Below are 24991 nucleotides of genomic sequence, written 5' to 3'. Positions count from 1 at the left end.
GTTTCAACCCAGCTATGTCAATGGCTTCGTGCCGCAAGCTGTAATGAAATTCATCATGGCATAGGCTTCCGGCGAATGATTTATCGCTTCAGAAGCTTGTTGCAGCTGAGCAAATTCCTCCGAACTGATCACACCTTTTTCAGCAAAATGTACAAAACGATTAAGATTAAACTGGTGCTTAAACCCTTCTATGCCTAACAGATCACTATGTTGAAGGACAGAATCAATGTCAACATCGATGTATCCGCTCTCAGAAAGGAGACGCGGCAGACTTCTGCCAATTAAGCGATTACCACCGTGTTGTGCTACATAGTCCGAAATTTTCATTAATACCGTATGCAAAGCAGGAACATCAGGATTCACTGCTCCAAAAACGCCGTCATCCACATCAATAATGGCAAGACGGCCTCCAGGCTTCAGTACACGATATATCTCTTGTGCAGCTTCGTTTGGATTGTTCAAGTGAAGAAAGATCAGTCTTGCCACGACAAAATCAAAAGAATCATCAGGCAGATCCATCTGGTAGATGGAAGACTCTACAAATTGTAATCGCGTGGAAGGAATATCTTTCAGCCGTTCTTTGGCTTGTGCTTGCAGTGAACGATCAATCTCAAGCGAGGTAAGCTCGCTGTCCGGCAGACTGTTCAAAAGTTGCTCTGTAATGTAACCTGGTCCGCTTCCGACCTCCAATACACGCATTCCATTTTTCAAACCATACCACTCTAGATTTCGGAATTCTTTGGACCACCCCATTATCGCCTGCATCTTTAACCTCTCTAATTCCTCTTGTAAACTTAACACTGCCGTTTGGATACTGTATGTTGAACGCGGATCACTCATATATTCTCTCCTGTTCTTAAGTGGAATAGTAAAAACATATATTCTTAGACCTTTTTCTTCCCTAGAAAAAGAGCAACCTTATGTTGTTTCTCTATCGTTCCACCTGCAGCATCAATGGAATGTTTGATTCGCTCTAGAAGTGAACGCCGAACATCAATAGAAAGCTGCTGATGTTTGGAATTGGTATTTAATAAAGCGACATATTCTTCGCTGGAGCAAGTCTGTATCCAGTTATACTCCTTAACCTCAATATCCGTGAACAAGTCGGATTTTTCTGTTATTTCTTTACGCTCCTGGATAACTTCATCTGGCGAAGGATAGTGCGAATCATCCAGAAAAGTCCAATGCCGCCTGTATTCTCTAGCAATTCCCAAACCCGGTGGTAACCAACTTTCGGATCAATGAAGTGAAAGGCCGTTCCAGACACAATCAATTGAAATAGCTTTCCTTGGCCTGCCCCGTTCCGCAGCCAATCTCAAGAATGGAATCCTCTTTATTAAGATTCAGATATGTAAAAATATCATCAAACATTTCACTCGGATAGACGGGTCTATATCGTTCATATTCATCTGCTACGAGATTAAACGTTTCCTTATTTTCCAAGTTCGCATCCTCCGATTTCAATTATGGTTTTCCTATAATACATTGACTAAACTTACCATATCTTATTATTCTTGATAGTAAGAGGATAAACCTTTCAATAAGAGAATGATGATAGTTTAAGTTCAAATTTTATATCCTAGAGGACTGAGGTGTTCTTGTGAAAAGTATATTTGATACGATCAATGCTACTGAAATTACAGAGCGCATGGCTCAACTTAGTGAAAAATCCATTTCTGAATGGGGCACGATGCAGGTCTCTCAAATGCTGGCTCACTGTTCAGCATTTCATGATATCCCCTTAGGAAATGCTTTTCCACCTAGAGGATTACTTGGGAGACTTATAGGACGGTTCGCAAAACCAATGTTTTATAATGACAAGCCCTTGCCCCATAATATGTCTACAATCCCGACAATCATTATTGATGACCAACGACAGTTTATGGCAGAAAAAGAAAAGCTTGAGCAGCAGATTAACATCTTTCAACAAGGTGCTTCAGAAAAATTCTCCCGCCACCCCCATCCCTTCTTCGGGAAATTAACAGCCGAGCAATGGGGTAAAGGCATATACAAGCATTTAGATCATCATCTAAAGCAATTTGGAGTTTAGCGGTTATGCACGGTGTGCCAGTTATGCATGCTGTTCTATTACTGTTTCTGGATTACATTCTAAATTAGCAATGACTCAACTTCATTAACCCAATCTCCTTCTTCGTCAGCCAGTAAAGTCCTCCAACCAAGTAGCTTAGCAGAATGTAAATTTTTCTCTTGATCATCTATAAATAGAACCTCTTCTCCAGCTGCCAGGAGGGTTTTGACCCGTTGGTATATCTCAATCTCAGGTTTGCATAAACCCACTTGATTAGAGATGGTTACACTTTTGGTAAATGAGAATAAACGGCTCAGATTCGGCTCAATCCATTCCTTACAATGATTGCTGAGTAGATGGATATCTGCGAACTCACTCCATCGCTCAAGGTATTGAGCGGCTGGTAAGGGAACAATTGAATTGTATAAGATGTCCTTCGCTCGGCTTATTGATAATTCAGGATACATCTCCTTCAACGATTGACAGAACTCTTCTTCCCTCATCATTCCTGTCCAGAGCTTTCGTTTGATTCCTGCAAAATGTACTTTCAAAGATTCTGCCGATAGGTTGGTTTCCTCACTCATATCTTTCCAGCACGTCAACGACATATTACTTAACAAAACCCCTGCGATATCTAAAACGATCTGTGGTCTGCCTTTCATTTTATCGACCCCCGAGTTCAACTAATACGACGCATAACAGTCCTTAAGTCACTTAAAAGCGTCATGCGGAAGGACAGCATGTACACCCTTAACGCCATTCACAATTTGGGTGATACGCAGGTCAATTACCGCGCTTCCAAGTGCAATCGCTTCCACTCGTTCTAGTCCGTACAACTCACCCATCAGATTGAGCATCCCATCTAATGCTTCAACCGTAGCCTCATTCAGATCTTCATGAAAACCAAAGGTAATCCAGCAGGATGGCGTATGTGCACGAGGATTGGTCAAAATCATATCATCAATCACATTAAGCGTGACATCCACCACTTTCATCGGACATTCAATGGCCTGACAGCTGACTTCACCGTCTCCTTGCCGTGCATGACCATCACCAATCGCGAGATAACCCCCGTCTACGGGGATAGGTAAATATAATTTACTTCCCTGCACCAGTTCCTTGCAGTCGATGTTCCCTCCACAATAGCGAGGCGGCCAAGTCGTATGAATCCCTCGTGACTCTGGTGGCATTCCCACTACTCCCATAAACGGCGAGAGAGACACCGTAAAGGATTTCCCGTGTATTTCACAGGTTCCACTCATCGTTTGACGATCAAGTGCCCAATTCAGCGACAGTTCTTCAACCTCTGTTAGATGTAACTTCTGGTTCTGCCAGTTGGGATATCCGCCAGCGGAAGTAAACCCGTAAGTCCCGGGTACGATCTCATTGAAAATAATCTCCAACGTCTGTCCTTGCTTCGCCTCATCGATATAGATCGGACCGATTAAGGCATGACCTCCATCTTTTTCACCTTGACGCTCAAAAGGTTTCATGCGTTCCACATAACTCACACCCGTTCCCCAGCCCGCATCCAGCGTCTGAAAACGAATAGAGTCACCAGATTTCACGCTCAAAATGGGGGTTACCTCATTAGTAAATGAACCGATCAGATTTTCCTGAGTTAATTCAATCGTATGACTACTCACTACAATCCCTCCCTGGTTTGGGATACATATTATATTCAGAGCAAGCAACATGCTGTATTCCGTGTCACCCCCTGCCTGCTAAATCCTTTACGCTTCAAGGTTGGCAAGATATTTCTTCAACGGTTCCATATGATGCTGGTCATGCCATATAAAATCTTTAAGGTATTGGGGAATATAAAATACGTTCCCCTCTGCGTCCAAATACGTCTGATGAAGCTGTTCCTCCGATAACCCTCGAATGTCATTCATAATTTTATGGCGGTACGTGATAGCCTTGTTTACGATTTCGGACGTCTCTGTGCGGTTACCAAATTCAATAGCTTTGCGATTAAACTCTTCAAAATTCATATGTTTCAACGTAACTGGCTGCTTCAGAGCAATCTTCTCAATCGCTTCCTTGTAAAAATATCGGTCCCATAACATGATATGAGTGACGATGGATTTTATCTTCCATTTCCCTTCTTCCATGCTGGAATTCCATATCCTCTCCTCGAGATGAGTCATCGTCTTGACAAACAACGCCCATTCTTCAAAAGTTTGAAGCAAATGTTCAATTTCTTTGGTCATGATTACATTTCCCCCTTCTTTCTTTTTGAGATGATTCACTGCTCTCTTCGGTTCCGATTCATCCATCCCAAAGCATAATCAACCATCTCTCTTTGGGGTATCAGATAACTCACAGCTTCCCCTACCATTCCTTCGGTAACAGCGTTAGTTTGGATCTTAAACTCATTAAAAATCAATTCAAAATCATCTGATTCATTGTTAATATCATGGTATGTAGTCCATTGCTCAAGTCCATCCACCAGCATTTTTACTCCCCAGATTTTTTGCTTAACAAATGAATTCTGCTGTTTATATTCAGCCAGGTGCAAGGAGGTGTTACTATTTGTAGGCGCACCAAGTAACAGAATGTATCCACTCAAATCATAGATTTTTCCTAACGGAGATTTCTCATTTAATGCATAATGCAAGTTGTGATCTTCCATTATCCGTTTTGCCTCTTTCCCCCAGGCAGCAAAAGACATGTGCGGATGTGAGCTTCGAAACACACCATCTTGCTTCCGAAACACCTCAGGAATGATACCCATATACGAGGTTGGTGTTAAATCAGGATAATAAATAGGCATGTTGTCTTTGATGAACTCAATTTCCTCTGAGGACAGGTTCGCGTCATGCTCTGAAGGTTCACAAAGATGTTCTGTTTGAGTGGGCATGACAATGGTTCCATTGGTTCCAACGGCTTCTTCCAGAGCTAAAATAACACTTACCGGGCCACCTATAACCTTACCTATTGCTTTGAAGGAGGAATGAACGATTATCGTCATGCCCTTCTTAACACCTAAGCCTCTTAAATCATTAATGAGCGTACTTTTTGTAATTCCACCTGTTATCATATGAACTTTTCATCCCATGCTGTATTGATAATTCCCAGTCTAACATTCCATTCTTTCAGCTTTTTTCGTTTTACGGCAGCCCGCTCTCCTATGGCCAATTCCAAAAACCGCATATCATTTTGGATCATCATTATTCACCTCTCTAATAAGTACTGCATAAGCGATTCTCTCGTCATTGGATGCAGAATAACATCTTCCGAGTTCATCATACGTTCTGCCAAATTGGAATCTTTGACTCTGCGGCCCCATTTTCTTGAAAAAGATCTCCAGTCACATACCATTTCTATAAAATATTTTTTTGGCATAGGCAAAGCTTCTTTTGTAGTTCTGTTTACAATCCAATACTCCCAATGATGTTTATTATGATTCTGGTGATGTAACCATGCGTTCTTCCATCTTAGTTCTGTATCTTCATCTTTACGGCCCCCATAAAACTTGATTGCATAAGGGATAAATTCTTGAGGACAAAACTTGGATAAATCATGAAGCAGCCCTTGTACATATAAACCTTCATGCCAGCACTCGATTAAAACATTCAATTTATGTTCAGTTACATATAAAAAGTACCTCCAATATGAAGAAACCAATGTCATCCACACCCCCAGCTTCTTTTTACATTCTCTTCAATTCATACAGTGAACCCCTATTCACTTTTAAACAGCGTATTAATAATCATCTCGGCACATTCCTCAGGTGTATGCAGACTCGTATCCACCGAGTAGCTATACTGAATGTCGGAAGCCATGATTTGATGTTGCTCATCCGATTGCTCTTCTCTTCGATCCCCACGTTCGATGTTCCGCTGACGGCAGATGTCGAGGGGGCAATATAACTCAACGATATCCAGTGGATACCCTTCAAAAATCTGTTTGACTTGTTCATAATGCGGCGCGAGCTCCGGTCTTTCCACAAGAATGCCATCAATCAGAACATGCTTTCCATGGTCTGAAAATACTTTTGCCGTATGATACATCATTACAATCGCTTCACTCAGATACTTCCAGTAATCCGTCTGAAGATGTTTATCACTAATCGTATTTTCAAATAAATCATTAGCCACAACATAGAAAAAAGGATCATCGTATGATTGCATCGCCTCGACAATTGAAGTTTTACCAGAGCTGGTTACACCGTTCAAAAATATAATTTTGCCTTTTTCCATGATGTTCATCTTCCTTTGCTTAAGTATAATTTTATAAACGTAATACAGCGTGTCCTACGTGTGTTTCATTGATTTTTTGAGCAGCATGATCTGGCCAATATGATAGGCATTATGAATACATAGATTTGATACAACTCCCCACCATGGCGCGTTGAAATAGGAAGGGATTTCACGGGTCAATTTATGTTCTTCGCTATCTTCAAGTGCCCTGTTCCACTCACCAAAGACGGTTTTTAGTCTATGTAATGTCTTGCCCCACTCCACATCATTCAGGTTAGACGGATCTATCTCGAATGTATCCTCATTATTCACTGAATGCTGCCCGTCGACCTGTTCGGCAATATATCTCTCAAGCCACTTCTCATTCCAGAAAATAAGATGATTGACGATCGCCCAAATGGAATGCTCTCCCTCATTCTTTACATAAGAGGCTTCCGCCGCATTGAGGTCTGTCAAAATATCATGAAGCGGTATAAACCAGCTCTTGTCATGATAACAAGCGTTTAATTGGTCTATGAGAATAGTTTTGTAACTCATCGTTGCACCTCACTCAGATTAATATCATCATTTATCCGTTCATTGACTTCGCAATCTTCATCACAAGATCTTCTGACATATTTCTGCCAATGATCTCGTATTGCAACGCCTTCCCATGCACATCCTCTTCGATCCATATCAATTGGGAAGTTTCGTTATTGAAAATATAAAATGCTTGGACGCCACGTATGGCTACCTGTTTAACCTTAGTACCATCATGATCAGACAATGCGATCCGGCTCTTTGTTGTCCCGAAAATATTAAGTTTATAACCACCGTATTCTTTATAGGTGATGCTGATGCCCACAACCCTCTTATTGGGCTTCAGGTCTCGTATCACTACATTTCTACCTGACCTGTTACTTTCTTCAATCATTTCATCGATTTCTTGCGGAGTAAAATTATCAAATCCATAAAATACATGAATGGCATCTATATCAGAATCAATCGGAAATTTCGGCTGCCATGGAGAATAATGTTTCTGCAATTGTTCCAAACCGTCTTCCCATGGAATAGCTGCATAATTGGTCTGTTGCGTGAATTGGTTCTCTGTAACATCTGCGGTGTATATCGCCTTCCCTTCACCAGGCTTTAAGTCAATGACGATCCGGTCAATCGCATTATCATTGCGTAAGGATTCAATTTGAATTTTTCCAAGCACATCTCCGCTTTTGTTTTTGATATCCATTGGTCCTTCACTCCTTTGCTTTCAAAACATCTTCCTGATCCTCATACAATAGAAAGCCGAGCCCTACAGAAGATAAAGCGATCATGAGGACTCCAAATATGCAAATGGTCGGCAAGATATCCTCGTAACCATAACTTGTCGTTTAATCGTCTGAGATAAAAACCTTTTGGAAATTCATTATCCTCCGTAAGGGCTGCAGATGCTATGGTAATGGAGCCGGACGGAGCTTTGTTACCCTCTGAAATATTGGTAGAACATATCTCGGGCTGATCCAAATATTGCATTCTTAGATAAGGTCCTAACTCAACCGGACAACATTCTAACCCAAGATCATTTGCTCTTCGAAAGAGCTGAAAAGTCGTAGCACCATTCGAAAATCCAAGTTGTCTGACGGTCAACTCAACCGTTTGCAAGCTTTGCTTTGTACCGGAAACTACAAATCTATCATCATATAACAACTGTTCTCCATATTTATTCAATAAAATAGAGTGTTGGTCCAGTTTCTGTATAAGCTGTGGTTTTGTTAAACCGCCAACGTCTACTATTCTAATTTCAACTGCGCAATCAGGGTATACTTTTTCATCTTCAATCAACATTTGTATCCCCCTAAATCAAGATTACTTCTATTTGAATTTATATTTAAAACGTAGTCACTCATCTAGTTCTGAATTCGTTTACATACAAATGCTCAGTAAGTGGTAGCAGCAGGCCAAGGCTTCTAATTAGAAACTCAATTCACTTTTCCCCATATGTTACCTCCACACTTGAGATGTATAAGACCCTACCACCCTTGCGATGTTATACAAGATTTAATTTGAGCAATATGATGCTGCCCGTGCCATACAAATCTTTGAATCGCGATATCCAATGTAATTGTACCTAACACTTCTGTTCGGAGTGTTCGTCTAAACTGATCGGGATGTAAACCAAGCAGCAGAGTGAGAAATCGCTTGTGCAGTATCTCCATCAGCAAAATTGAATCTTCGATGGGCGTATTCCTGTAATCAAGTAATGATGCCCATAAATCCTCTCGATATGAGCTTGCCATCGGTTCCTCTTCAGTTAACGCTCTCTTAAATCTGATATAAGCGTTCATGTCATTGTCCGCAAGGTGGTGCACAATCTGTGTAATCGTCCAACCGCCATCACGATAAGGAATACAAAGTTGATCATCATTGAGATGTTGTGTAATCTCTCTTAAGGTTTTCGTAATTCCGAGAATTTGACCAATGATGTGGATTCGGTCCTCATTAGAGAATTTAAGACTTGGCTCAAAGTGTCCTATCGGAAAGCGTACATTTTCATCCAAGGTTGACCACCTCTCCATTTCTCTACTATAGAACCAAATCATATCCAATATAACCCACAATGTTCCATTTGCGAAGTGTAAAAGCAAAAAAAGAAGCAACCTTTGTTCTCGGGCTGCTCCTTATATTAAACTACTCTCATATCTGTATTTGGATTAGAAAACTAGGATCTGATGGATGTCCTTATTCTGAAAATTCAATCAAAAAAGGATGACTTTTCTCATCTAATGCATTATGAATTCTGTCATAGAAATTTCCCCATGTTATCATTTGTCGAGCTTCTTCTAAAGTAAAGTAGCCCACCTCTTCACTTTCATCACTGGTAGTTAAAGCTCCACCAATCGGTTTTCCAGTAAATATATTGTTGCATACGCCGCGAGTTATGTTCTGATACAAACCACAAAATTTAATTAATTCAATGTCAATCCCTGTTTCCTCTTTCACTTCTCGAACTGCTGCCTGCCTAATAGTCTCTCCTTCTTCAACACAACCTTGAGGCATTTCCCAACCTCTTCGACCTTTCATGAGTAAAATCTCATTATGTTCATTGAGAACGATTACACTTGCAGAAACAATAAATTTCATTCTAATTCCTCCTATGTTGGTTTAAATAACCACTCTCCCTCGAATGGAATAGCTAAATGCCTAGAACTGAAACATAATCATGAGTGGTTAATTGCTTTTTAATCCATACAACAAACTCTATGATTAATTCACGAAGTCTCTGAACACTATTGAGAAAATCTTGTTGAAACTCAACTTTAGAACTGCCAAAGAAAAAATACACATGTTCATTTATTAATTCAATTGTTACTTTTTCATCAAGGAGATTAGCAAACGTTTTCAAATCCTCAAGGATCACATCCCACGTTTTCCGATGTATTTCGTTAAATGCATAATGATCATATCCAGAAAATATATTTTCTATTGATTTCTCTATATAGCCGAATACTTCTTCATCAAAGTAAATTGAGTTCTCATTCCAACATTGCCCAAGGTACTTCCCGGGTAAAACTTCAATATAACCAGTTCCTTCAAGTTCATCCCTATCTCTTATTATCTTCATTGTTCACCCTCGTTAAATAGTTTCGTCGATTTCACATACTTTTCTGTATATAAGACCCAGCGTATGCTAGGTGTGTGAATGCGGAGTTATGTGATTTCACTGCCTTCATTGAGTAAACTTATCATTTGCCTGTTGGTTTTTAAGATTATCACTTTGTCTTTATAAGGGGACAAGAAACTACAGATCTCTTTCCGATTTGTACTATTAAATTTATGATTCCAGATAAGCATTTCAATTAGTCCTTTTAATGTTTGCTTGTATATAGATCTTTCGGCGCCTATTCTTTGTTTAACAAATCTCATGATAATTCTAAAATGTCGAATCAATACATTAGTGTCTAGGTAATAAATTACATCTGCTCTTGAAAAGCTATCAGAAAGCCATTTATAATATACTCCCTCTACAATCCAACTATCATTATCAATTATTTTATGTAGTAATTTATCTCTCACGTCTGGAGAATTCTTTCCTGAAAACTCCACTTTACTGCTCCACATGACTGTATCTAGTTCGTGAATTTTTATATTTAACTTCTCTGACAAAACTTGACCAAGGTATGTTTTTCCGCTACCAGTTGAACCTATAATATGAATTCTTAAAGGTCTAGACATAATTAGCTTCTCCTCTTTAATTTATTGCAGTGATTTCTAATCACCTTCCTTTTTTTATGCAGTTCAACAAACTCTCGGAGGTGTCTGCCAAAATATCAACTTCGAAATCCATTTAGCAGACCAAGGCTCCGTTAGGAGCCGTTGCTTTATGTCATACGACGGAATCTCAATTTTGGTTAACAGCAGATGTTATCATCCCATCATTGATCTGCTATATGCTCCAATAGATCTCCAGGCTGGCATCCCAATGCCGTACATAATTTATCAATTACTTCTAAAGATACATACTCATTCGTATTGAGTTTTGCCATCGTTGCCGATGAGATCCCCGTGATTTTTAATAAATCCTGCTTCTTAATCTCCCTGTCAATCAATAATTTTTGAAATGGTTTATAACTTATCATCTGGTATCCCTTCATATCCGAATTGAAGCTTTATATAGCGACCTTCTCAAAAACAAATCCATCTATAATCAATTCTCATCTGATCGGAATCTTTACTTCAATGCTATACCATATCTGAAATAAACATGGCTTTAGTTCCTTCTTCTGGCTTAAATCCAAATATTCCATAGAATTTTTCTGCACTATCATAGGATATAAGTACTTTTGTTTTGACATTAGAATATCGACTAAGCATTTGTTCCATCATTCTCTTTCCAATTCCTAATGATTGATATTCTTTGTGTACTAACATGTAATGAAAATATACTGTCATCACGCCGTCAGACAATGCATTTATTAAACCAACTAATTTGTTATCATCCCATGCAGTAATAACCGTATGCGAGTTGTTTATTGCTTGTCTAAGATCTTCTGGGAAATCTCCTGATTTCCAGTCAACCGAGTGAAACAGTTCTTGAATTGCTTGTGTATCAATGTCTTTTACCTCTTTGAAAATGATTGTCATAATATTGCTCCTATGCTTGTTGTTTTGATTGGGAGTATTGGATAACGTTTCTGTATTCTTGAACCCAAAGGGGGAGCTGCTGAAATTCCTTCTCAAAATCTATCCACAGACCAAGGCTCCGGACCTTCACTATTTATTTTTCTCCTGGTACGTATTCGATCAAATCAGATAATTTACAATTAAATGTATCGCATAGCTTGAATAAAGTTTCCAGCTTTGTTGTTTCTATATTTGTTTCCCTATAGAGTTTATTGATCGAATTCCGGCTTAAGCCCGATTTTGCCATCAATTCTGTTATATCATCTATTCGATGTTCTGCCATGAGTTCTCGTATATTACACTTGATTATGTTCATCCTTTTCCCCTCCGTAATTCTATCTTATCTTTCATATTAGCAATCATCAACAGAACCACTGATAGGAATACGTTTAGATTTGCTCTATACTAAGCTTCTGGAGTGTCATAGAGAGTACACACTCAGCTTTCTGCTGAGACAGATGAATATTTTAAAACACTTCGTGATGCTTTGCCCGATCAACTTCAACATACAGTTTTTCTTTACGAAGACGCACAAATCTCACTCCAATCCATCCTAGAAAGAAGTATCTACATACAAGGTTTCAAAGATGCCCTACAACTATTTAGTGAATTGCAGAATTCTAGTATTTAGAGGGTTTTATGACCCTCTTTTTCTAATTTCTTGTACTAAATTCTTGTATATATATTTTTCGATCTTGTACATAGTGTTCAGTGTAATTAGTTCCTTTAAAACTTTCTATTACACTTCTCCAAAATGTCCTTGCCGGAAGATTGCTCTCCATTTGCGAAATCTTCCAATTCGCTTTGTACATCTTAAATGCTTCTATTGCTGCTTTACGACCTATGCCCGATCTTCTGTATTTCTGTAAAACCATAAAATCGTATATCACATGCGTCGGATCTGGATCAGTATCCATATTCTCAAAAAGGACTACTATAAAACCAACGAGTTTACCTGCTACTTCTATAAAAAATGGATTCCATCTTTCGTCGCCTTCCCAATAATAATTTATGTTTACTTCGAATTTTCCGTTTCCATCTATATCTCGACCTGTATATTTACTGAAGTCATACTCGTACAATTCATATAAATTGATTAGTATACTTTTATCTTCAGGATTTACTCGGACAAGTTTTAATTCCATGTTTGCATCTAACTCCTTTTTTTTCAATGCACTTCGCGGTTTCACCTAACGTATGTCCATTCCTGACTTTGATTCCCCTTAGATAGCTCTTATCTTAAGTAAAATTAAAGTGTCGTATGGATTCATTTCATCGAAACTTCGCAGGCGACCAAGGCGTGGTATCCCCGCAGCTTGAATACATTGTTATGTGCCGTTACTGCTTCGAAGCATCACCTAAAAACCTTTGATCCAGATTCCAACTTTATTTTTTACTTTGGTATAAAAACTCAACTTCACCATCTAACAAATATCGATATTCAAATAATTGCATTGTTCTTTCCCTAATTCTCTCCCGTATAACCGTGCCTAGGCTTACCGATCCTTTTGATCCAAGGTAACCATTATTAATAAATGCCTTCTCTACAAATTTTGTTTCCTTTAAGTGATACTGTAACCATTCTTTCTGCGATTCGATTAGTGCTTCTCTTGGTTCTCTATCCAACTTAGAACGAAGCTTTTTATATATTTGATTCAACTCTTTATCCCAAATCTCTGTATATTTGCTTTCCAACGCCCCCCATCCCATTGTTGTAATAATCTCTTTTGAATTTTGAGCCTCATTAAATTCCACTTCATAATCATGATCTATAGGATTTCGAAGCATTTCATCATAAAATTCTCCTTTCAATTCATAGTTCCCAATGCTCATGGATAACACTTCATTGTTAGAAGCATCTGATCGACCTTCAGTTATTTCTTTCGGTTCTGTTCCATTACCTGTACTCTCTTCATCAGGAGGCAGTTCAGAATTCATTTTTGATTTAGTTTCGCTGTTCAAGGTAGTCGATTGACTACTATTTTGGCAAGATGAAAACACTATTGTAATAAAAACTAATAAGAGTATCTTACCTTTCATAAATTATCTCCTTTAATGGCGCATAACGTTACTGTATCCACGACCCTCCCACCAACTTAAGCGACCAATTGGAGCGGGCGCGATGCGGTTAGTCGTACGGATGTGTCCGCTGAATTCTCTTCCCTGCCGATTGCTTCTCGCCGATCGAGGAACTGTCAGGCTCCCAAACGTGGATATAATGTTAGCTGAAGTCAGTTGCTTCTAGGTGTTAGCTCAATCCTTCTCTTACAATTTGCAATAGTTCTTCTTTGTGGTCTGGGTGACATGCAATTAAATAAGGTTCTTCTTTCATTCCATTAAACTTATTTCCTTCAAAATCTATAACAAGTCCCCCTGCTTCCTTAATTAAGATACCTGAATACAAGTCATCACCTTCAGAATTGTACAGAACAATTCCATCAATATCTCCTTTGGCCAACATACACCATTGAAGCGTTGGAGCCCATAATCTTAACATTCGTTTAAATCTAATATCAATGTGTTGTCTTAGTTTTACTGCTTGTGGGTCGTTTTGTACTCTGTGACCTTGAATCCAACCTATATTTCCTTTGAAAATATTCGGGTTACTCTTAATTTGTATTTGTCGATTATTACAGCTTGTCCCTTCACCAATAACAGATACAAATAAACGTTCTGTTAGAGGTTCATAGACCACTCCAAGCACAGGCTCTCTTTTGTACATTAAGGTAATTGATATCGCAAAAACAGGTAAACCAATGGCAAAATTATTAGTTCCATCTAAAGGATCAATTAACCATAACCAATCGTGCTTAGTTCCGATAAGCCCTGCCTCTTCACTGTGTATCTGATGATTTGGAAATACGCCTTGTATTTGTTTGATGATGATTTCTTCACAGATATGATCTACTTCAGTAACCACATCCCCAAATTCATCTTTAGATCTCAGTTCAACAAAGTTATCAAACTTCTCTTTAGAGATTAGACCTGCTTCGCGAATAATTCTTATTGCTATCTCTTTTGCGGTTTGAATAATCTTACGATCCATTACACACCTCATATTGATTTTGATTTTAACTGATTTCATCTAACATTTTGTGTTCACGACGACTGGCTGGATACATTCTTCTACTTATAGTTTCTACCCGACCAAGGAACGATGCTTGAACATCTGGTTAGGCAATGTCGTTGCCCTCCATGATTACCCTTACATACTCATCCCAATTCTTATCATCTGTATTGATTTCTATTGTTGGAACTCTTGAGATTTGAGCTTGATGTCTTAATACATTTTGGATTCTTAATAATTCACTTACCGACGATCTTACTTCTTCTTCTGTTTTATAGATCCATTCTTCTGGTTGTCTACTTTTAATTCTTTCTTCTACAACTTCGGGCGAGATTGTAAGCAAAATACACCTGGCACCTAAAGACTCAAGCTGTTCTTCTATTTTATTTATCTCATCCAAATCCGAATCTACAAATGCAGCTCTATGATTTAAGTGAAACCTCTCCAGAACATAAAATAGTCCCCTAGATCCTCTAGATGCAGGACCAAGTTGAATTGCCCATTCGTTAAGTTTCTTTAGCATGTCAACCCGCTCTTTAAGTAACTCAATGTGTCCTTCCCGGGTTAGACTTACATATTCTCCATGTTTATTATTCAAAATTTGAGTATAATGTTCTCCAAGGATAACTACGCTCCGTTCTGAGGATTCTTCTTGTGATTGATATCGTTTAATTGCTTTTAATACTGAAGTCTTCCCGGCATTTGAGTACCCCTCAAGAATTACTCCTCTAATATGCATTTAAATCTCCTTCCACTAGCAATTATTTCGCCTAACGTTTCTGTATTCATACGTTCAACTTAGTTTAATATTTTTTATGAAGCGCTTTCATTCGGTAGACCAAGGCTCCGAAGGAGCCGCAGCCTGAATATTATGTTATCTGATGCTGATACTTCTTTTAAATCCCCAAATACATTCTTTAGTTTTTATCTCTTCAAAAGGTCTTCCCATTCTTCGATTGATAATTTATTGGATATATTCTTTAAGTTTTCAGGGACACTTACAAAACACATTAATTCTAAACTATTTCCATCTGGATCATTGAAGTAGACTGAAGCATTTCCCTGATTAGGCCTTACAAATGGATTTATTGAATCTCTTTTTCCAAATGGGACAGGCTCTATTTCAATTGATTGAAGCCATTTCACACTGTCTCGAAGATCTTCATAACTAACTCGAAATGCTATATGCCTTAATGATGGATGATAAGAAGTTTTATGCTCTTTGCCTTGCCATAGACCGACCCAACTCTTTTCTTTTTCAATCCAGAAGAACGCTGTATCTTCATCTCTCCAGGCCAGCTCTAATCCTAATTTAGAATAAAATTCGATAGATTGATGTAAGTTACTTACTGGTAAATGTGCTTCATACAACCCAAGTATCATGTTTTCTCCTTTCAATCTTACCAGTTTCAGACGTTTTGTATTGACTACGTCCCGACGTACTTAGGGGGCTGGATCGCTTCTCAGAGTGACTACGAGCGTCAATATGTTGTTAGCCAAATGAATTTCTGGAAGCAGCCATTGTATTTAGAGTGTTCTCAAAATAGCGATATACTTCATCTGCAATTCTCAAAAACTCTTCAACAAGTACATTGCTGCTATCCAAGTAACAATCATATAGATACTCAACTAAAGCGGAGTCAATCTCACAATAGTTTAATATGGCATTCTTCATCTTAATGATTTCATCTTCCCATACCCCTGTATCTTCTAAAACCAAAGAGTATAATGCACGAATTAATCTCTTAGAGTAACCTTTAATATATCTAGTTTTCATTGAGTGATCACTAACATTAGAAAGTGAACGATGTACACGATCTACTTCCTCCTTAGTATCTGTATTTAAGTCTAAAATGAATTCTGGAGAAATTATGATCGGGGGTACTTTTTCACCAATGTCCTCCCCATGTATACAAACACAAATGATCTTAATCCAAAAACCCCAATCATTCGGTCTACTTAATACATCATCAATCGAGCAAATGATCGTATCCATCTTAGTGACGAATGGATATTCTTCCAAAAGCCTGTCTTTAATCATTGACAATCTTTCGTAATCAATATCTTCGGGATTTGCACATACAATAGTAAAGTCTGCATCTGACTTAAAAGGTTGAGCTGTTCCTTTTGGAATCGAGCCACACATATAAATGCTATGAATCTTACCTTTAAATTCGTTAAGTATATGATCTATATACTTATCAACCAAATCCTTATATTCACTTTGTATTGTAATTCTATTTATAACTTTTTCTAATATCATATAGACTCCTCCTAAAATATGAGCTTCTTCGAGCTACTTTCAATGAATTCACGACTTTCAATGTGCTTGGTTCATTAAGATTGAGATATATTCTTCATCTTTAAGCCTTGTCACCTTACATTTCTCATTGCATTCAAATTCTACTATTCTCTCTTCAATTGTTTTATTAGTACTATCTTTAAATATGTCCTCTCGATCATAGTGAGGAAAAATAAGCTTGTCGGTTACACCTAATGCCTTAAAATCCGTTAAACTCATTGTGTTCATCTGTGGAGTAAAGAAATCGACGATGTTAATATTCGGCCCCAGTAATAACGTTCCTGCACTTACTCCAACTATAATTACATTCTGTGCCGCCAGTGTTTTGATAATTTCATCAGCACCACTTTTCTTAGCGTAATACAGTAATGTAAATGGATTTCCACCATTGATATATATAACATCTCTATGTAAGAGAATTTGCGGGTCATCAAATTCAATATCTACAAAATTGATATGCTGAAATCCCATGTCCTTAAACTCTTGCATTGCTCTTTGTGCATATCTATTAGTTTCTTTTCTAGGGGATGCTGTTGTAATAATTGAGACTTTTAATTGAGAGATATCTCCATCAATAAATTCCAGAAATTGATTTTTAATATCTTCAGTATAAAAACCACAAGAGGTTAGTAACAAGCTACTCATTGAAATCACCGTCCTTAACTAATGATTTATCTAATCTTTATAATTTATTTAGGCTTTCTCTTGATTTCCTATAACGTTCTTGTATTCACGAACACTCACTGGCTTAAGCGCGACAGCACGGGTCCGACGGACTTAGTCAGTGCAGGATTGTCGCCTGACCCATCTCCCTCGATATCCCTCCCAGCGACCTAGGGCGAATACCAGATGCGTTAATATGATATTAGATGATTCACCTTATTTTTTCGAATTACTACATAGAAATCCTGCTTGCTTTATAAGATCAGTTTTGCCAAAATATCGCCGTCTTCATCTAACTCCCCTGTTTCTACAAAACCAAGAGAAGAATAAAGTTTCCTTGCTGCCTTATTCTCGGGCGAATAAAGAATCACGACTTCTGAGGCCTTTCCATGCGGCAAAGTTCGAAGTAACTCAATTGACTTTTCTATTGCTTTTCTGCCATATCCTTTGAGCTGATATCGTTTATCTATCATAAATCTATATATGTCATAATAATTTTCAGAATCTTCACTCTCAGAAATGACATATGACATTGCGATAAATCCAACCATCTTATCATTACAATAAATCGCATATGGCATTGGAATAAAACTGCTTTTATTTGTTATAACAACATACAATTCCGCAAGAGTATATATAATAGATGCTACAAATCTGCCTTGATCTTCCTCAACTCTTAGGTCCAGACATTCTGAAAAATTATCAAATGTTATTTTCCTAAGTTCTATCATTTATGTTTCCCCCTTAAAAATGAAATGCACTCAAAAGTATTAGTCTTTATTGATTTCGGGGATTTCATCTAACGTTCCTGTATTCATGAACCCCAACGGGGTTGTCTGTTTAATTGCCTCTCTGAATTCCCTCCCGCAGACCAAGACTCCATCGGAGCCACAGCTTAAATATTATGTTATCTGATGGATTGACTTTCTTCGAGCAGAAATAACACGTTGAATTATAACTTATTTATTGATAATCATAATATTTCTTATTAACATTTTGTAAACAAGTCCACTTAATCCTATTTTCCATCTGATTTGAATTTGATAGGTTTCAGCGATTTACTATTAACAATAAGCCTTTGCTTTTATTTTCTTTTGTGATTATTATATCTCTATTTTTTACGGATATCTCTCACTTCATTAATTAACACATCTAATCTTTCAATAATTCTTTTATCATTATCAAGTTTCTTTTTTAATCTCCCATCTATAATTGCTACTCCCATAACAATAATTATAAGCAGGATCAAAATTAGCACCCTGATCACTTCCCCTCTAGCAACAGAACGTTGCAATTGAATTAACTCTATAATTAGATAATATATACTTTTTCTTTTTACAGTTTTAATCATTTTTCAATCTTACAGATAACGTTCTTGTATTCACGAACCCTCACTGGCTTAAGGGCTACAGCCGGGTCTGCCGGACTTAGCCAGTGCAGGGTTGTCCGGCTGCCCCAATTCCCCTGCCTGACCCAGGGCCGAATGGCCTGAGGCGTGAATACATTGTTATTTGCAGCACCCTCTTCTGTGACCAAGCTATGGGCTATCTGTTGTTTAGCTTTTCCAATAATTCTAACTCCTCTTGCTCTGAAAGTTGTTCTTCCGCTCTTGTTTTTGTCTCATCTATCTTTCGTACTTTTAATCCTCTTTTTATGAGCCATTCTACACCAGGTTTCATGGTAGTTGCTGGATGTGGATATACATCCTCACTTATAATTTCCTCATCAATTATGTAAATGTATCCACATAACTTACCATTATGAAATCTTGCGCCATTCTCATCAAAAGAAACAATAGATGGTTTCTGCGAAAAGATTCTTGCTAACTCTCGATCTTGAGTTATTGTGCTTCCGACTAGTAATTCATTTAGAAATAATGGCGAGCCATGAAACCAAGGCTTACTGTAGTCCCATTCTTTCATAATTATCACCTTCAATTAAGTTTTATTATGTTTCTTCTTTTATTGTTCTTTAGTTTCTTCTTAATTTTAGGGTATTGCGTATAACGTTGCGCATTTCTGACGTCCAAACGGCTTAAGGAACGGAGGTCCGGGTGGCTTTGCCACTTAGCTGGTTGGATGTGTCGCCTGATTCCACTTCTCCGAAATCCCTCTTGAAGACCGAGGAGCGTCAGCGACGAAGCAAAAATGCATTTTTATACGCTGCCCCTTCTTCTTCGATTCCACATCCTTATATGTCTTGTATGTTTTATGTATTTAATATGTCTTTACGTGTTTTATCTTTTGGTTCTATCTTTTGCTCCTATCAAATCCGTTTCCGCACAGGAAAGATCCCCTCATTTACTCTCGTACGCCTTCAGCAGTATCAACTTTGGTTTGTGTAGTAACTTCATCCAATGAACGCTAGCCTTATAAGAGGCTCGTGTTCCTCGGACCGGAGATTTGCCGATGGCTTCATTCAGATTCCTGCTCACGTTGGACACCCCTGCCTTGAGCTATGGCTTACTTCTAACCTCACCATTCGGGACTTAATCCTTGATATAGAATACATGCTGAACGCACAATCAAAATTTAAGAAGATTGTTGCCCTCCCTTTAATTTGCAATAGACAAATATGTATTAATGACATGCACAATACCAAAAAGTACTGTTGGTATAATAGCCAGATAATTTTGAAGCCAAATCTCAGCTAATATAAAATATATTACCGGGAGAACAGCCATCCCCAAAAAAATAATCGAGTTTGCGTTGCCTGTAAAATACAATATCCATAGCCCATAATAAAAAATCAACATTATTGCCATACCAATTATATATGGACATCGCATTTCAGATGCTTGTTTTCTTACAACAAATATCAGAAGAAAGAAAAATATCGCCTGACTCCCGTGCTCCAAAACATCTAAAATCAAATGGCTATTTGCATTGTTTCCTGATATATCTGACGCAGGAATTAAAAAATAAAATATATTTGGTATCATTGGCAATAAAAAGATTATCAGACCCTTCCATGAAAAACCAAAATGATAATTCATTTGATCCTCTCTTTCGCATAATATAAATATTCTTTAGTTTGCACTTTATTATGAATCCGCTTCTCTGCTATTCCTCTTGATGACCGAGGAGCATAACTAACGATGTGGAAATTTATTGTTATATGGTACACCTTCTAATATTCCGTTCATCCTGGTTTTCAACTGCTACCTTGTAAATGTATTCTTTCACCTATATTTATTATCTGTTATTAATTGGTTGCATGATTTAACATTCTTAAGGGGTTGCGTATAACGTTCTGTATTCACGAACTTGCGCAGCAAGTTGTCACATGAATCAACTCCCCTGCCAAAAACATCATTGTGACCAAGGGGTAACCGCAGCTTAAATATGGTGTTATAGGATTTCAGCGTCTTCTTCGATATAATTACAAAAGCATTCTATTTTCCCTGATGTTTAAATATATTTTTTAATTCAAGTAAGTCGTCAATAATAAAATCCGCTTGTGCAAGCTCCCCTTCTTGGGCAAAATCAAATCGACAACCAATAGCCTTCAACCCATTGTTTTTTGCGGCATTGAAATCAGAAATCCTGTCCCCAACTACAGTTGCATTGCTGATGTGATGTTTTTTAAGAATATGACCGACTAAGTCATCCTTATTTTGAGTTCCTATTTGTTGGATGCTATAAGTTTCTGCCACCCACTTATCTAATTTGTAGCAGTTAACGATGGCATTAAGGTATTCGTTTAGTCCATTACTTGCAATAAAAATGAAATAGCCTTCATCTTTCAAGTAATTAAAAATTTCTTTGACATGCGGATATAGGGCGCCATTGCCATTATTAATATTTGCAATTAACTTCTCAAGGAAGATCTCGTCCACAATTCGTCTGATTTCATTTGAATGGTTCGGCAATAACGTTTCCCAAACTACTGGTAGAGGAACACCCATTATTTCACGATATTTTTGAGTTGGAGTCTCACTCGACCATTCATTTAGAGACCTCAAGATAGTAAATGTTTCTTCTAACGATAACTCTAAGATTTTGTTTGTTTGAAATAGTGTACCATCCATATCGAAAATAACCGCTTCCAGCATGATTTCACTCCTATTCAAAATAAAATAATGAATTGTTATACTGTTTTTACGCTGATCACCTATAAAGTTCTGTATTCACGACGTCCCACCGAATTAAGGCTCCGTCAAAAGACGGTCGCGATGCGGTTAGTCGGTGCGGATGTGTCCGCCAGATTCCACTTCCCTGCCAATTCCCTTCGGGCTGACCGAGGGAGCGTCAGGACCCAAAGCTTGGATATAATGTTATCTGACGTAAACCTCTACTGTGAATTAGCTATAATCTTCTTCGTTAAGTTAAACTCATGACGGCATTCATAGTAATAACTTTTGAGTTTATATCCCCCAGCTTTAAATACTGGCTTATGTTGATACCACACTATAATTAGCGTTCCTTCAAAAATAATTCTACGAAGGATATAAACTATTCTGTTAAAGAGAACGTTTCTATTTTGAGCAAATTTATGAAGTGTTTCGGATTGAAACTGAACATGTTTCTCCTCATCACTTAAAATCTGATTACATAAATCTATTAACACTTCTGACTTTGTAGATTTTTGCAAGGCTTTATAGTACAACTTAGCAATAATCTCAGCAGTTAATAGAACAATGACTGATTGTTCTAAACTCGCATGTCGACGTAATCTTCTAAATACATTGTCCACCCAATGTCTACGAAGGAGTGGGATTCCCTGTACCTTCATAAATCTGCCTAGATCTCTAGCGTGCCTCTGTTCTTCTTTAATGAATTCTATAAGCGCTTCATAGTAATCCTGTTCTTGTGTCTGATGTACATATTCTTGTGCACGTTTAATTAAATGTTTACCTTCAGAGTTTTCTCCTAATTGAAACTGTTGAATTGACTTAATGATTATTTCTCTTTCATTAGTTGTTAATTTATAGTTGTCATCCCAATGAATATATTTGAGATTCTGATTATTTCTTCGATAATATTGCACCCATTTCGAAAAAGTGATATTCATTATTTGCTCCTAAAATGTAATAGTTTTATGTCAGATAACGTTCATGTATTCACGAACCCCGAAGGGGTTGTCTGCTGAAAAGCCTCTTCGAAATCCACCTTCGCAGACCAAGGCTCCGAAGGGCCGCTGCTTGAATATTATGTTAGGCGATGCCAGCCTAAATTTCCCCTCACAATTAATTCCTTGTCCATGTTGCCCGGGTATATCCAATTCTCATACCCACTCTTTCCATATTCCGATGGCTTTGCGAGCAAAATGAGCACTGACTCACAACGAGATTACAATTGTTGTAGGTATCATGAATTCGTCTAAGTAATAAATTTGTTTGAAATCCTTTATTTCGATATTCAGGTAGTGTTGTCGCAAATGTTAATGAAGCAACATTGTTCTCTATATACATTACAGCTACTGCAACTGGATAGCCCTGATCCAACCCCAAATAATAGTGCCATCCAGGACGGGAAAACAGTACTCGGTTATTTGCAGCCACGTGTTTTTTCCCATCAAGAGATAATCCTGTACCTAAACAATGAATTTCTGCATATGTATCGAACTCATCTTCGAGTAGTTCACGAATTTCCAGTTTATGATGATCAAACGAATTTAGATTTCCAGGTTCACAAAAAAGCGTTGTATGAAATCCTGATTGATAAAAGCCTTTATTATGGAGTTTTTTCATAACTTCTTGATTTATATTACCCGGGATGACTTGAATCTCAAAATTCCTTTCCCGCTCATTATAAAAGTCTAGGATATCTTCAATGACATCATCAGAAATCCTTCCCTTTACATTATTAAAAAGACCCCAGGGCATGGTTTTACTATAAAACGCTGTGCTCTCCCCGAATCGTTTTATTTCAATTCCCTCAGGGTTTCCTTCTCGTTCTCTGATTGCAGTCATTCGATCAACCATATAATTAATTTCAGATTTTTCTAAAATATCCGCAAGTTCCAAATTCAATATCATTTAATTTATCCCCTTCCTTGAGCCGCATACAATTATACAATTACTCCTGAATGGTTTCGCCTAACGTTTCCACATTCACGACGTCCACCAAAGGTGGATGTGTCCCGGCAATTGCTTCCTTGCTCTTACTTCCAGGACCAAGGATCGGCGAGGCCGGTCCACAGCGTGAATGTTATGTTATAGGATGTCTGGCACTTCTTTGAAATGCATACTCATTGCTAACCATCTTTTGTATTATCCTTATTCATTGAATTACGCTCTATCTCATCGATTAAATTAAATAGCCATGTCTTGATACCGTTAATATAGTCAGTTATCTTCTCTTTCCGAAGATCTACATTTTTTGAAATAGGTATATTATAAAGAGACTCGACTGGTACATGGATTCCACCACGATGTTTTATAGCATTTGAATCATCTCTTACATTAATTACATGATTCCATCCCGGGAGTTTATCATAATAAATTCCGTCATGTTTGAGAGTATTTAATAAAGTAGATCTAGATGCTTTCAATTGCTTCTGAATCTCTAATATGTCCAACGTATCTTCATGAAAATTCGAAATATTATTTACAAAGCATAACAACGCAAAATCCACTATATTATTCAATTTATTTATTGTTGATTCAAAATTTAACATGAGAGAGGTTATAGATAATTCATAATCTGACATTTTACCGTCTGATGATACAAATATATCAGTTTGGGTATTGTTGTAACTTTTATTCAAAAAATGATTTGAGGTATTTTCTAAAAAAAATACAAGTGTTTGAAATTCCCATTCAAAAAAACTTTATATTTCTTCATCTTCTTCTCCGTTCTTCATTTATATATTTGCCGAATTTCCCATAACTTTCCTTTATTCTCGATGTCCGACAAAGTCTGTGTGTCTGCTGAAATGCCTTCTCGAAATCCATCTAGCAGACCAAGGCTCCGAAAGGAGCCGCTGCTTGAATATTATGTTAAGTGAAGTTACTGCTCTAATTTTTCAATTCAATTTTTTGTTTTAGGTTTTTTGAGAACTCTCGTGTCGAATTCTCGACATTTCCTATATATTCTATTTCTGTTGCCATCTCAAAGATCTCTTCTTCTAAAATCTCTTGTAAATCCTCTATACTGCATGTCATTTCTTCTCCTAAAAATTCTTTTATAACTGCTTTTTGTTGACTTTCAAAAACCAAAATCCATATCTTTCTACACTTCTCTTCTGCTCGCTCCATTAATACTCGTAAAGAATCTTCGGCTTTATTTACTGATTTAATTGCATTGTTTAATTTCGTATCTTTTACTTTGCCTTCTTGAGATATTTCCACCCAACTAGCTGGATAAAAACATTCAAGACTTTCATCTAAATTTGAATTTAAATTTGATAATCTTCCCCAATACTCACAAAAGTCTACGTACTCCGCAGTAATCATCTCAATGGCTTCTATCCAATCTTCTTTTTTATTGAAATCAAATGGTGTGCTTCGATGTTTCATCCCAAGTATTTGATTTAGTTGTTGGATTTTTGTTTGTTGGTCTTTTGAAATAAACATATGTATCCCTCCGTAAATAAGACTTTAGTAATTTCACTTAACGTTCCTG

General features: G+C 37.5%; 37 protein-coding genes and 1 pseudogene. 2 read left to right on the top strand and 36 right to left on the bottom strand.

Annotated elements, in window-relative coordinates; all coding sequences use genetic code 11:
* Positions 1 to 12: 12 nt before the first annotated feature.
* From MHI48_RS12255 to MHI48_RS12245, 3 genes are read right to left on the bottom strand one after another with little or no spacing between them, the layout of a single operon-like run.
* Complete coding sequence (locus MHI48_RS12255; protein WP_076326782.1) at positions 13 to 840, bottom strand: methyltransferase domain-containing protein; 828 nt, start codon at positions 838 to 840, stop codon at positions 13 to 15.
* A 44-nt stretch (positions 841 to 884) separates the two neighbouring features.
* A complete protein-coding gene (locus MHI48_RS12250; protein WP_179086409.1) occupies positions 885 to 1214 on the bottom strand; it encodes a hypothetical protein in 330 nt (109 codons plus the stop codon).
* Positions 1215 to 1269: 55 nt separating this feature from the next.
* Entirely contained in the window at positions 1270 to 1443 is a 174-nt protein-coding gene (locus MHI48_RS12245; RefSeq protein WP_179086410.1) for a hypothetical protein, read from the bottom strand.
* Positions 1444 to 1600: 157 nt separating this feature from the next.
* Here MHI48_RS12245 and MHI48_RS12240 point away from each other — a divergent pair, with 157 nt between their 5' ends.
* Positions 1601 to 2050 (top strand): DUF1569 domain-containing protein, encoded by a 450-nt coding sequence (locus MHI48_RS12240; RefSeq protein WP_076326785.1) that lies wholly within the window; start codon positions 1601 to 1603, stop codon positions 2048 to 2050.
* Positions 2051 to 2109: 59 nt separating this feature from the next.
* On the opposite strand, the gene MHI48_RS12235 is transcribed toward MHI48_RS12240, so the two are convergent.
* From MHI48_RS12235 to MHI48_RS12160, 16 genes are all read right to left on the bottom strand, one after another.
* Positions 2110 to 2691 (bottom strand): HAD-IA family hydrolase, encoded by a 582-nt coding sequence (locus MHI48_RS12235; RefSeq protein WP_076326786.1) that lies wholly within the window; start codon positions 2689 to 2691, stop codon positions 2110 to 2112.
* 48 nt (positions 2692 to 2739) lie between these two features.
* Positions 2740 to 3675 (bottom strand): acetamidase/formamidase family protein, encoded by a 936-nt coding sequence (locus MHI48_RS12230; RefSeq protein WP_076326787.1) that lies wholly within the window; start codon positions 3673 to 3675, stop codon positions 2740 to 2742.
* An 87-nt stretch (positions 3676 to 3762) separates the two neighbouring features.
* Positions 3763 to 4242, bottom strand: coding sequence for a DinB family protein (locus MHI48_RS12225; RefSeq protein WP_405144102.1), 480 nt, complete (start codon positions 4240 to 4242; stop codon positions 3763 to 3765).
* 35 nt (positions 4243 to 4277) lie between these two features.
* Complete coding sequence (locus MHI48_RS12220; RefSeq protein ID WP_405144100.1) at positions 4278 to 5072, bottom strand: aminoglycoside N(3)-acetyltransferase; 795 nt, start codon at positions 5070 to 5072, stop codon at positions 4278 to 4280.
* Between the two features lie 134 nt (positions 5073 to 5206).
* A complete protein-coding gene (locus MHI48_RS12215) occupies positions 5207 to 5665 on the bottom strand; it encodes a DUF5662 family protein (RefSeq protein ID WP_340936238.1) in 459 nt (152 codons plus the stop codon).
* 50 nt (positions 5666 to 5715) lie between these two features.
* Complete coding sequence (locus MHI48_RS12210) at positions 5716 to 6234, bottom strand: AAA family ATPase (RefSeq protein ID WP_405144098.1); 519 nt, start codon at positions 6232 to 6234, stop codon at positions 5716 to 5718.
* Between the two features lie 54 nt (positions 6235 to 6288).
* The gene (locus tag MHI48_RS12205) at positions 6289 to 6771 is read right to left on the bottom strand and encodes a DinB family protein (protein WP_405144096.1); all 483 of its coding nucleotides are present in this window, start codon (positions 6769 to 6771) and stop codon (positions 6289 to 6291) included.
* Between the two features lie 31 nt (positions 6772 to 6802).
* A complete protein-coding gene (locus tag MHI48_RS12200) occupies positions 6803 to 7459 on the bottom strand; it encodes a DUF4367 domain-containing protein (protein ID WP_405144094.1) in 657 nt (218 codons plus the stop codon).
* A gap of 41 nt (positions 7460 to 7500) precedes the next feature.
* Positions 7501 to 8055, bottom strand: coding sequence for a helicase (locus MHI48_RS12195; protein WP_405144092.1), 555 nt, complete (start codon positions 8053 to 8055; stop codon positions 7501 to 7503).
* Positions 8056 to 8240: 185 nt separating this feature from the next.
* Positions 8241 to 8768, bottom strand: a complete 528-nt coding sequence (locus MHI48_RS12190) for a YfiT family bacillithiol transferase (RefSeq protein ID WP_405144090.1) — start codon at positions 8766 to 8768, stop codon at positions 8241 to 8243.
* Positions 8769 to 8949: 181 nt separating this feature from the next.
* Complete coding sequence (locus MHI48_RS12185) at positions 8950 to 9351, bottom strand: NUDIX hydrolase (RefSeq protein WP_036609128.1); 402 nt, start codon at positions 9349 to 9351, stop codon at positions 8950 to 8952.
* Positions 9352 to 9403: 52 nt separating this feature from the next.
* Positions 9404 to 9832 (bottom strand): hypothetical protein, encoded by a 429-nt coding sequence (locus MHI48_RS12180; protein ID WP_405144088.1) that lies wholly within the window; start codon positions 9830 to 9832, stop codon positions 9404 to 9406.
* Positions 9833 to 9918: 86 nt separating this feature from the next.
* A complete protein-coding gene (locus MHI48_RS12175; protein WP_036670474.1) occupies positions 9919 to 10443 on the bottom strand; it encodes a hypothetical protein in 525 nt (174 codons plus the stop codon).
* 200 nt (positions 10444 to 10643) lie between these two features.
* Positions 10644 to 10847: a helix-turn-helix transcriptional regulator gene (locus tag MHI48_RS12170; protein WP_036670472.1), complete on the bottom strand. Its 204-nt coding sequence runs from the start codon at positions 10845 to 10847 to the stop codon at positions 10644 to 10646.
* Positions 10848 to 10950: 103 nt separating this feature from the next.
* A complete protein-coding gene (locus MHI48_RS12165; RefSeq protein WP_036670471.1) occupies positions 10951 to 11352 on the bottom strand; it encodes a GNAT family N-acetyltransferase in 402 nt (133 codons plus the stop codon).
* Positions 11353 to 11485: 133 nt separating this feature from the next.
* On the bottom strand, positions 11486 to 11707 hold the full coding sequence (locus MHI48_RS12160; protein WP_179086413.1) for a helix-turn-helix transcriptional regulator: 222 nt from the start codon (positions 11705 to 11707) through the stop codon (positions 11486 to 11488).
* A gap of 67 nt (positions 11708 to 11774) precedes the next feature.
* On the opposite strand from MHI48_RS12160, the pseudogene MHI48_RS12155 reads away from it, so the two are divergent.
* Positions 11775 to 12022: pseudogene (locus MHI48_RS12155) on the top strand (DUF6809 family protein).
* Between the two features lie 22 nt (positions 12023 to 12044).
* Here MHI48_RS12155 and MHI48_RS12150 read toward each other — a convergent pair.
* From MHI48_RS12150 to MHI48_RS12070, 17 genes are all read right to left on the bottom strand, one after another.
* Positions 12045 to 12536, bottom strand: coding sequence for a GNAT family N-acetyltransferase (locus tag MHI48_RS12150; protein WP_405144085.1), 492 nt, complete (start codon positions 12534 to 12536; stop codon positions 12045 to 12047).
* A 241-nt stretch (positions 12537 to 12777) separates the two neighbouring features.
* Positions 12778 to 13431, bottom strand: coding sequence for a lysozyme inhibitor LprI family protein (locus MHI48_RS12145; RefSeq protein ID WP_036670467.1), 654 nt, complete (start codon positions 13429 to 13431; stop codon positions 12778 to 12780).
* Between the two features lie 208 nt (positions 13432 to 13639).
* Positions 13640 to 14437, bottom strand: coding sequence for an inositol monophosphatase family protein (locus MHI48_RS12140; RefSeq protein ID WP_405144082.1), 798 nt, complete (start codon positions 14435 to 14437; stop codon positions 13640 to 13642).
* 127 nt (positions 14438 to 14564) lie between these two features.
* On the bottom strand, positions 14565 to 15197 hold the full coding sequence (locus MHI48_RS12135; RefSeq protein WP_017689038.1) for a hypothetical protein: 633 nt from the start codon (positions 15195 to 15197) through the stop codon (positions 14565 to 14567).
* Between the two features lie 185 nt (positions 15198 to 15382).
* Complete coding sequence (locus tag MHI48_RS12130) at positions 15383 to 15841, bottom strand: VOC family protein (protein WP_127545963.1); 459 nt, start codon at positions 15839 to 15841, stop codon at positions 15383 to 15385.
* Between the two features lie 109 nt (positions 15842 to 15950).
* Positions 15951 to 16721, bottom strand: coding sequence for a nucleotidyltransferase domain-containing protein (locus tag MHI48_RS12125; RefSeq protein ID WP_405144080.1), 771 nt, complete (start codon positions 16719 to 16721; stop codon positions 15951 to 15953).
* Between the two features lie 57 nt (positions 16722 to 16778).
* On the bottom strand, positions 16779 to 17405 hold the full coding sequence (locus tag MHI48_RS12120; protein ID WP_405144078.1) for a Type 1 glutamine amidotransferase-like domain-containing protein: 627 nt from the start codon (positions 17403 to 17405) through the stop codon (positions 16779 to 16781).
* A 272-nt stretch (positions 17406 to 17677) separates the two neighbouring features.
* Positions 17678 to 18154 (bottom strand): GNAT family N-acetyltransferase, encoded by a 477-nt coding sequence (locus MHI48_RS12115; protein WP_405144076.1) that lies wholly within the window; start codon positions 18152 to 18154, stop codon positions 17678 to 17680.
* A gap of 380 nt (positions 18155 to 18534) precedes the next feature.
* Positions 18535 to 18774 (bottom strand): hypothetical protein, encoded by a 240-nt coding sequence (locus MHI48_RS12110; RefSeq protein WP_405144074.1) that lies wholly within the window; start codon positions 18772 to 18774, stop codon positions 18535 to 18537.
* Positions 18771 to 18959, bottom strand: a complete 189-nt coding sequence (locus MHI48_RS12105; RefSeq protein ID WP_405144072.1) for a hypothetical protein — start codon at positions 18957 to 18959, stop codon at positions 18771 to 18773. The genes MHI48_RS12110 and MHI48_RS12105 overlap by 4 nt, the downstream gene beginning before the upstream one ends.
* An 8-nt stretch (positions 18960 to 18967) precedes the next feature.
* On the bottom strand, positions 18968 to 19345 hold the full coding sequence (locus MHI48_RS12100; protein WP_405144070.1) for a hypothetical protein: 378 nt from the start codon (positions 19343 to 19345) through the stop codon (positions 18968 to 18970).
* A 632-nt stretch (positions 19346 to 19977) separates the two neighbouring features.
* Positions 19978 to 20418, bottom strand: a complete 441-nt coding sequence (locus tag MHI48_RS12095) for a hypothetical protein (protein WP_405144068.1) — start codon at positions 20416 to 20418, stop codon at positions 19978 to 19980.
* A 399-nt stretch (positions 20419 to 20817) separates the two neighbouring features.
* Positions 20818 to 21477, bottom strand: coding sequence for an HAD hydrolase-like protein (locus MHI48_RS12090; RefSeq protein ID WP_405144066.1), 660 nt, complete (start codon positions 21475 to 21477; stop codon positions 20818 to 20820).
* A gap of 239 nt (positions 21478 to 21716) precedes the next feature.
* Positions 21717 to 22436: a ferritin-like domain-containing protein gene (locus MHI48_RS12085; RefSeq protein ID WP_405144064.1), complete on the bottom strand. Its 720-nt coding sequence runs from the start codon at positions 22434 to 22436 to the stop codon at positions 21717 to 21719.
* Between the two features lie 175 nt (positions 22437 to 22611).
* On the bottom strand, positions 22612 to 23403 hold the full coding sequence (locus MHI48_RS12080) for a GCN5 family acetyltransferase (RefSeq protein ID WP_051449698.1): 792 nt from the start codon (positions 23401 to 23403) through the stop codon (positions 22612 to 22614).
* 218 nt (positions 23404 to 23621) lie between these two features.
* On the bottom strand, positions 23622 to 24134 hold the full coding sequence (locus tag MHI48_RS12075) for a hypothetical protein (protein ID WP_405144062.1): 513 nt from the start codon (positions 24132 to 24134) through the stop codon (positions 23622 to 23624).
* Positions 24135 to 24384: 250 nt separating this feature from the next.
* Positions 24385 to 24942: a hypothetical protein gene (locus tag MHI48_RS12070; protein ID WP_405144060.1), complete on the bottom strand. Its 558-nt coding sequence runs from the start codon at positions 24940 to 24942 to the stop codon at positions 24385 to 24387.
* Positions 24943 to 24991 lie beyond the last annotated feature (49 nt).

The sequence above is a fragment of the Paenibacillus sp. FSL H7-0942 genome (assembly GCF_045040715.1).
Classification (GTDB): Bacteria; Bacillota; Bacilli; order Paenibacillales; family Paenibacillaceae; genus Paenibacillus; species Paenibacillus amylolyticus.
Note: the sequence above shows the minus strand (reverse complement) of the source record. Positions and strands in the feature narration are given on the sequence as shown.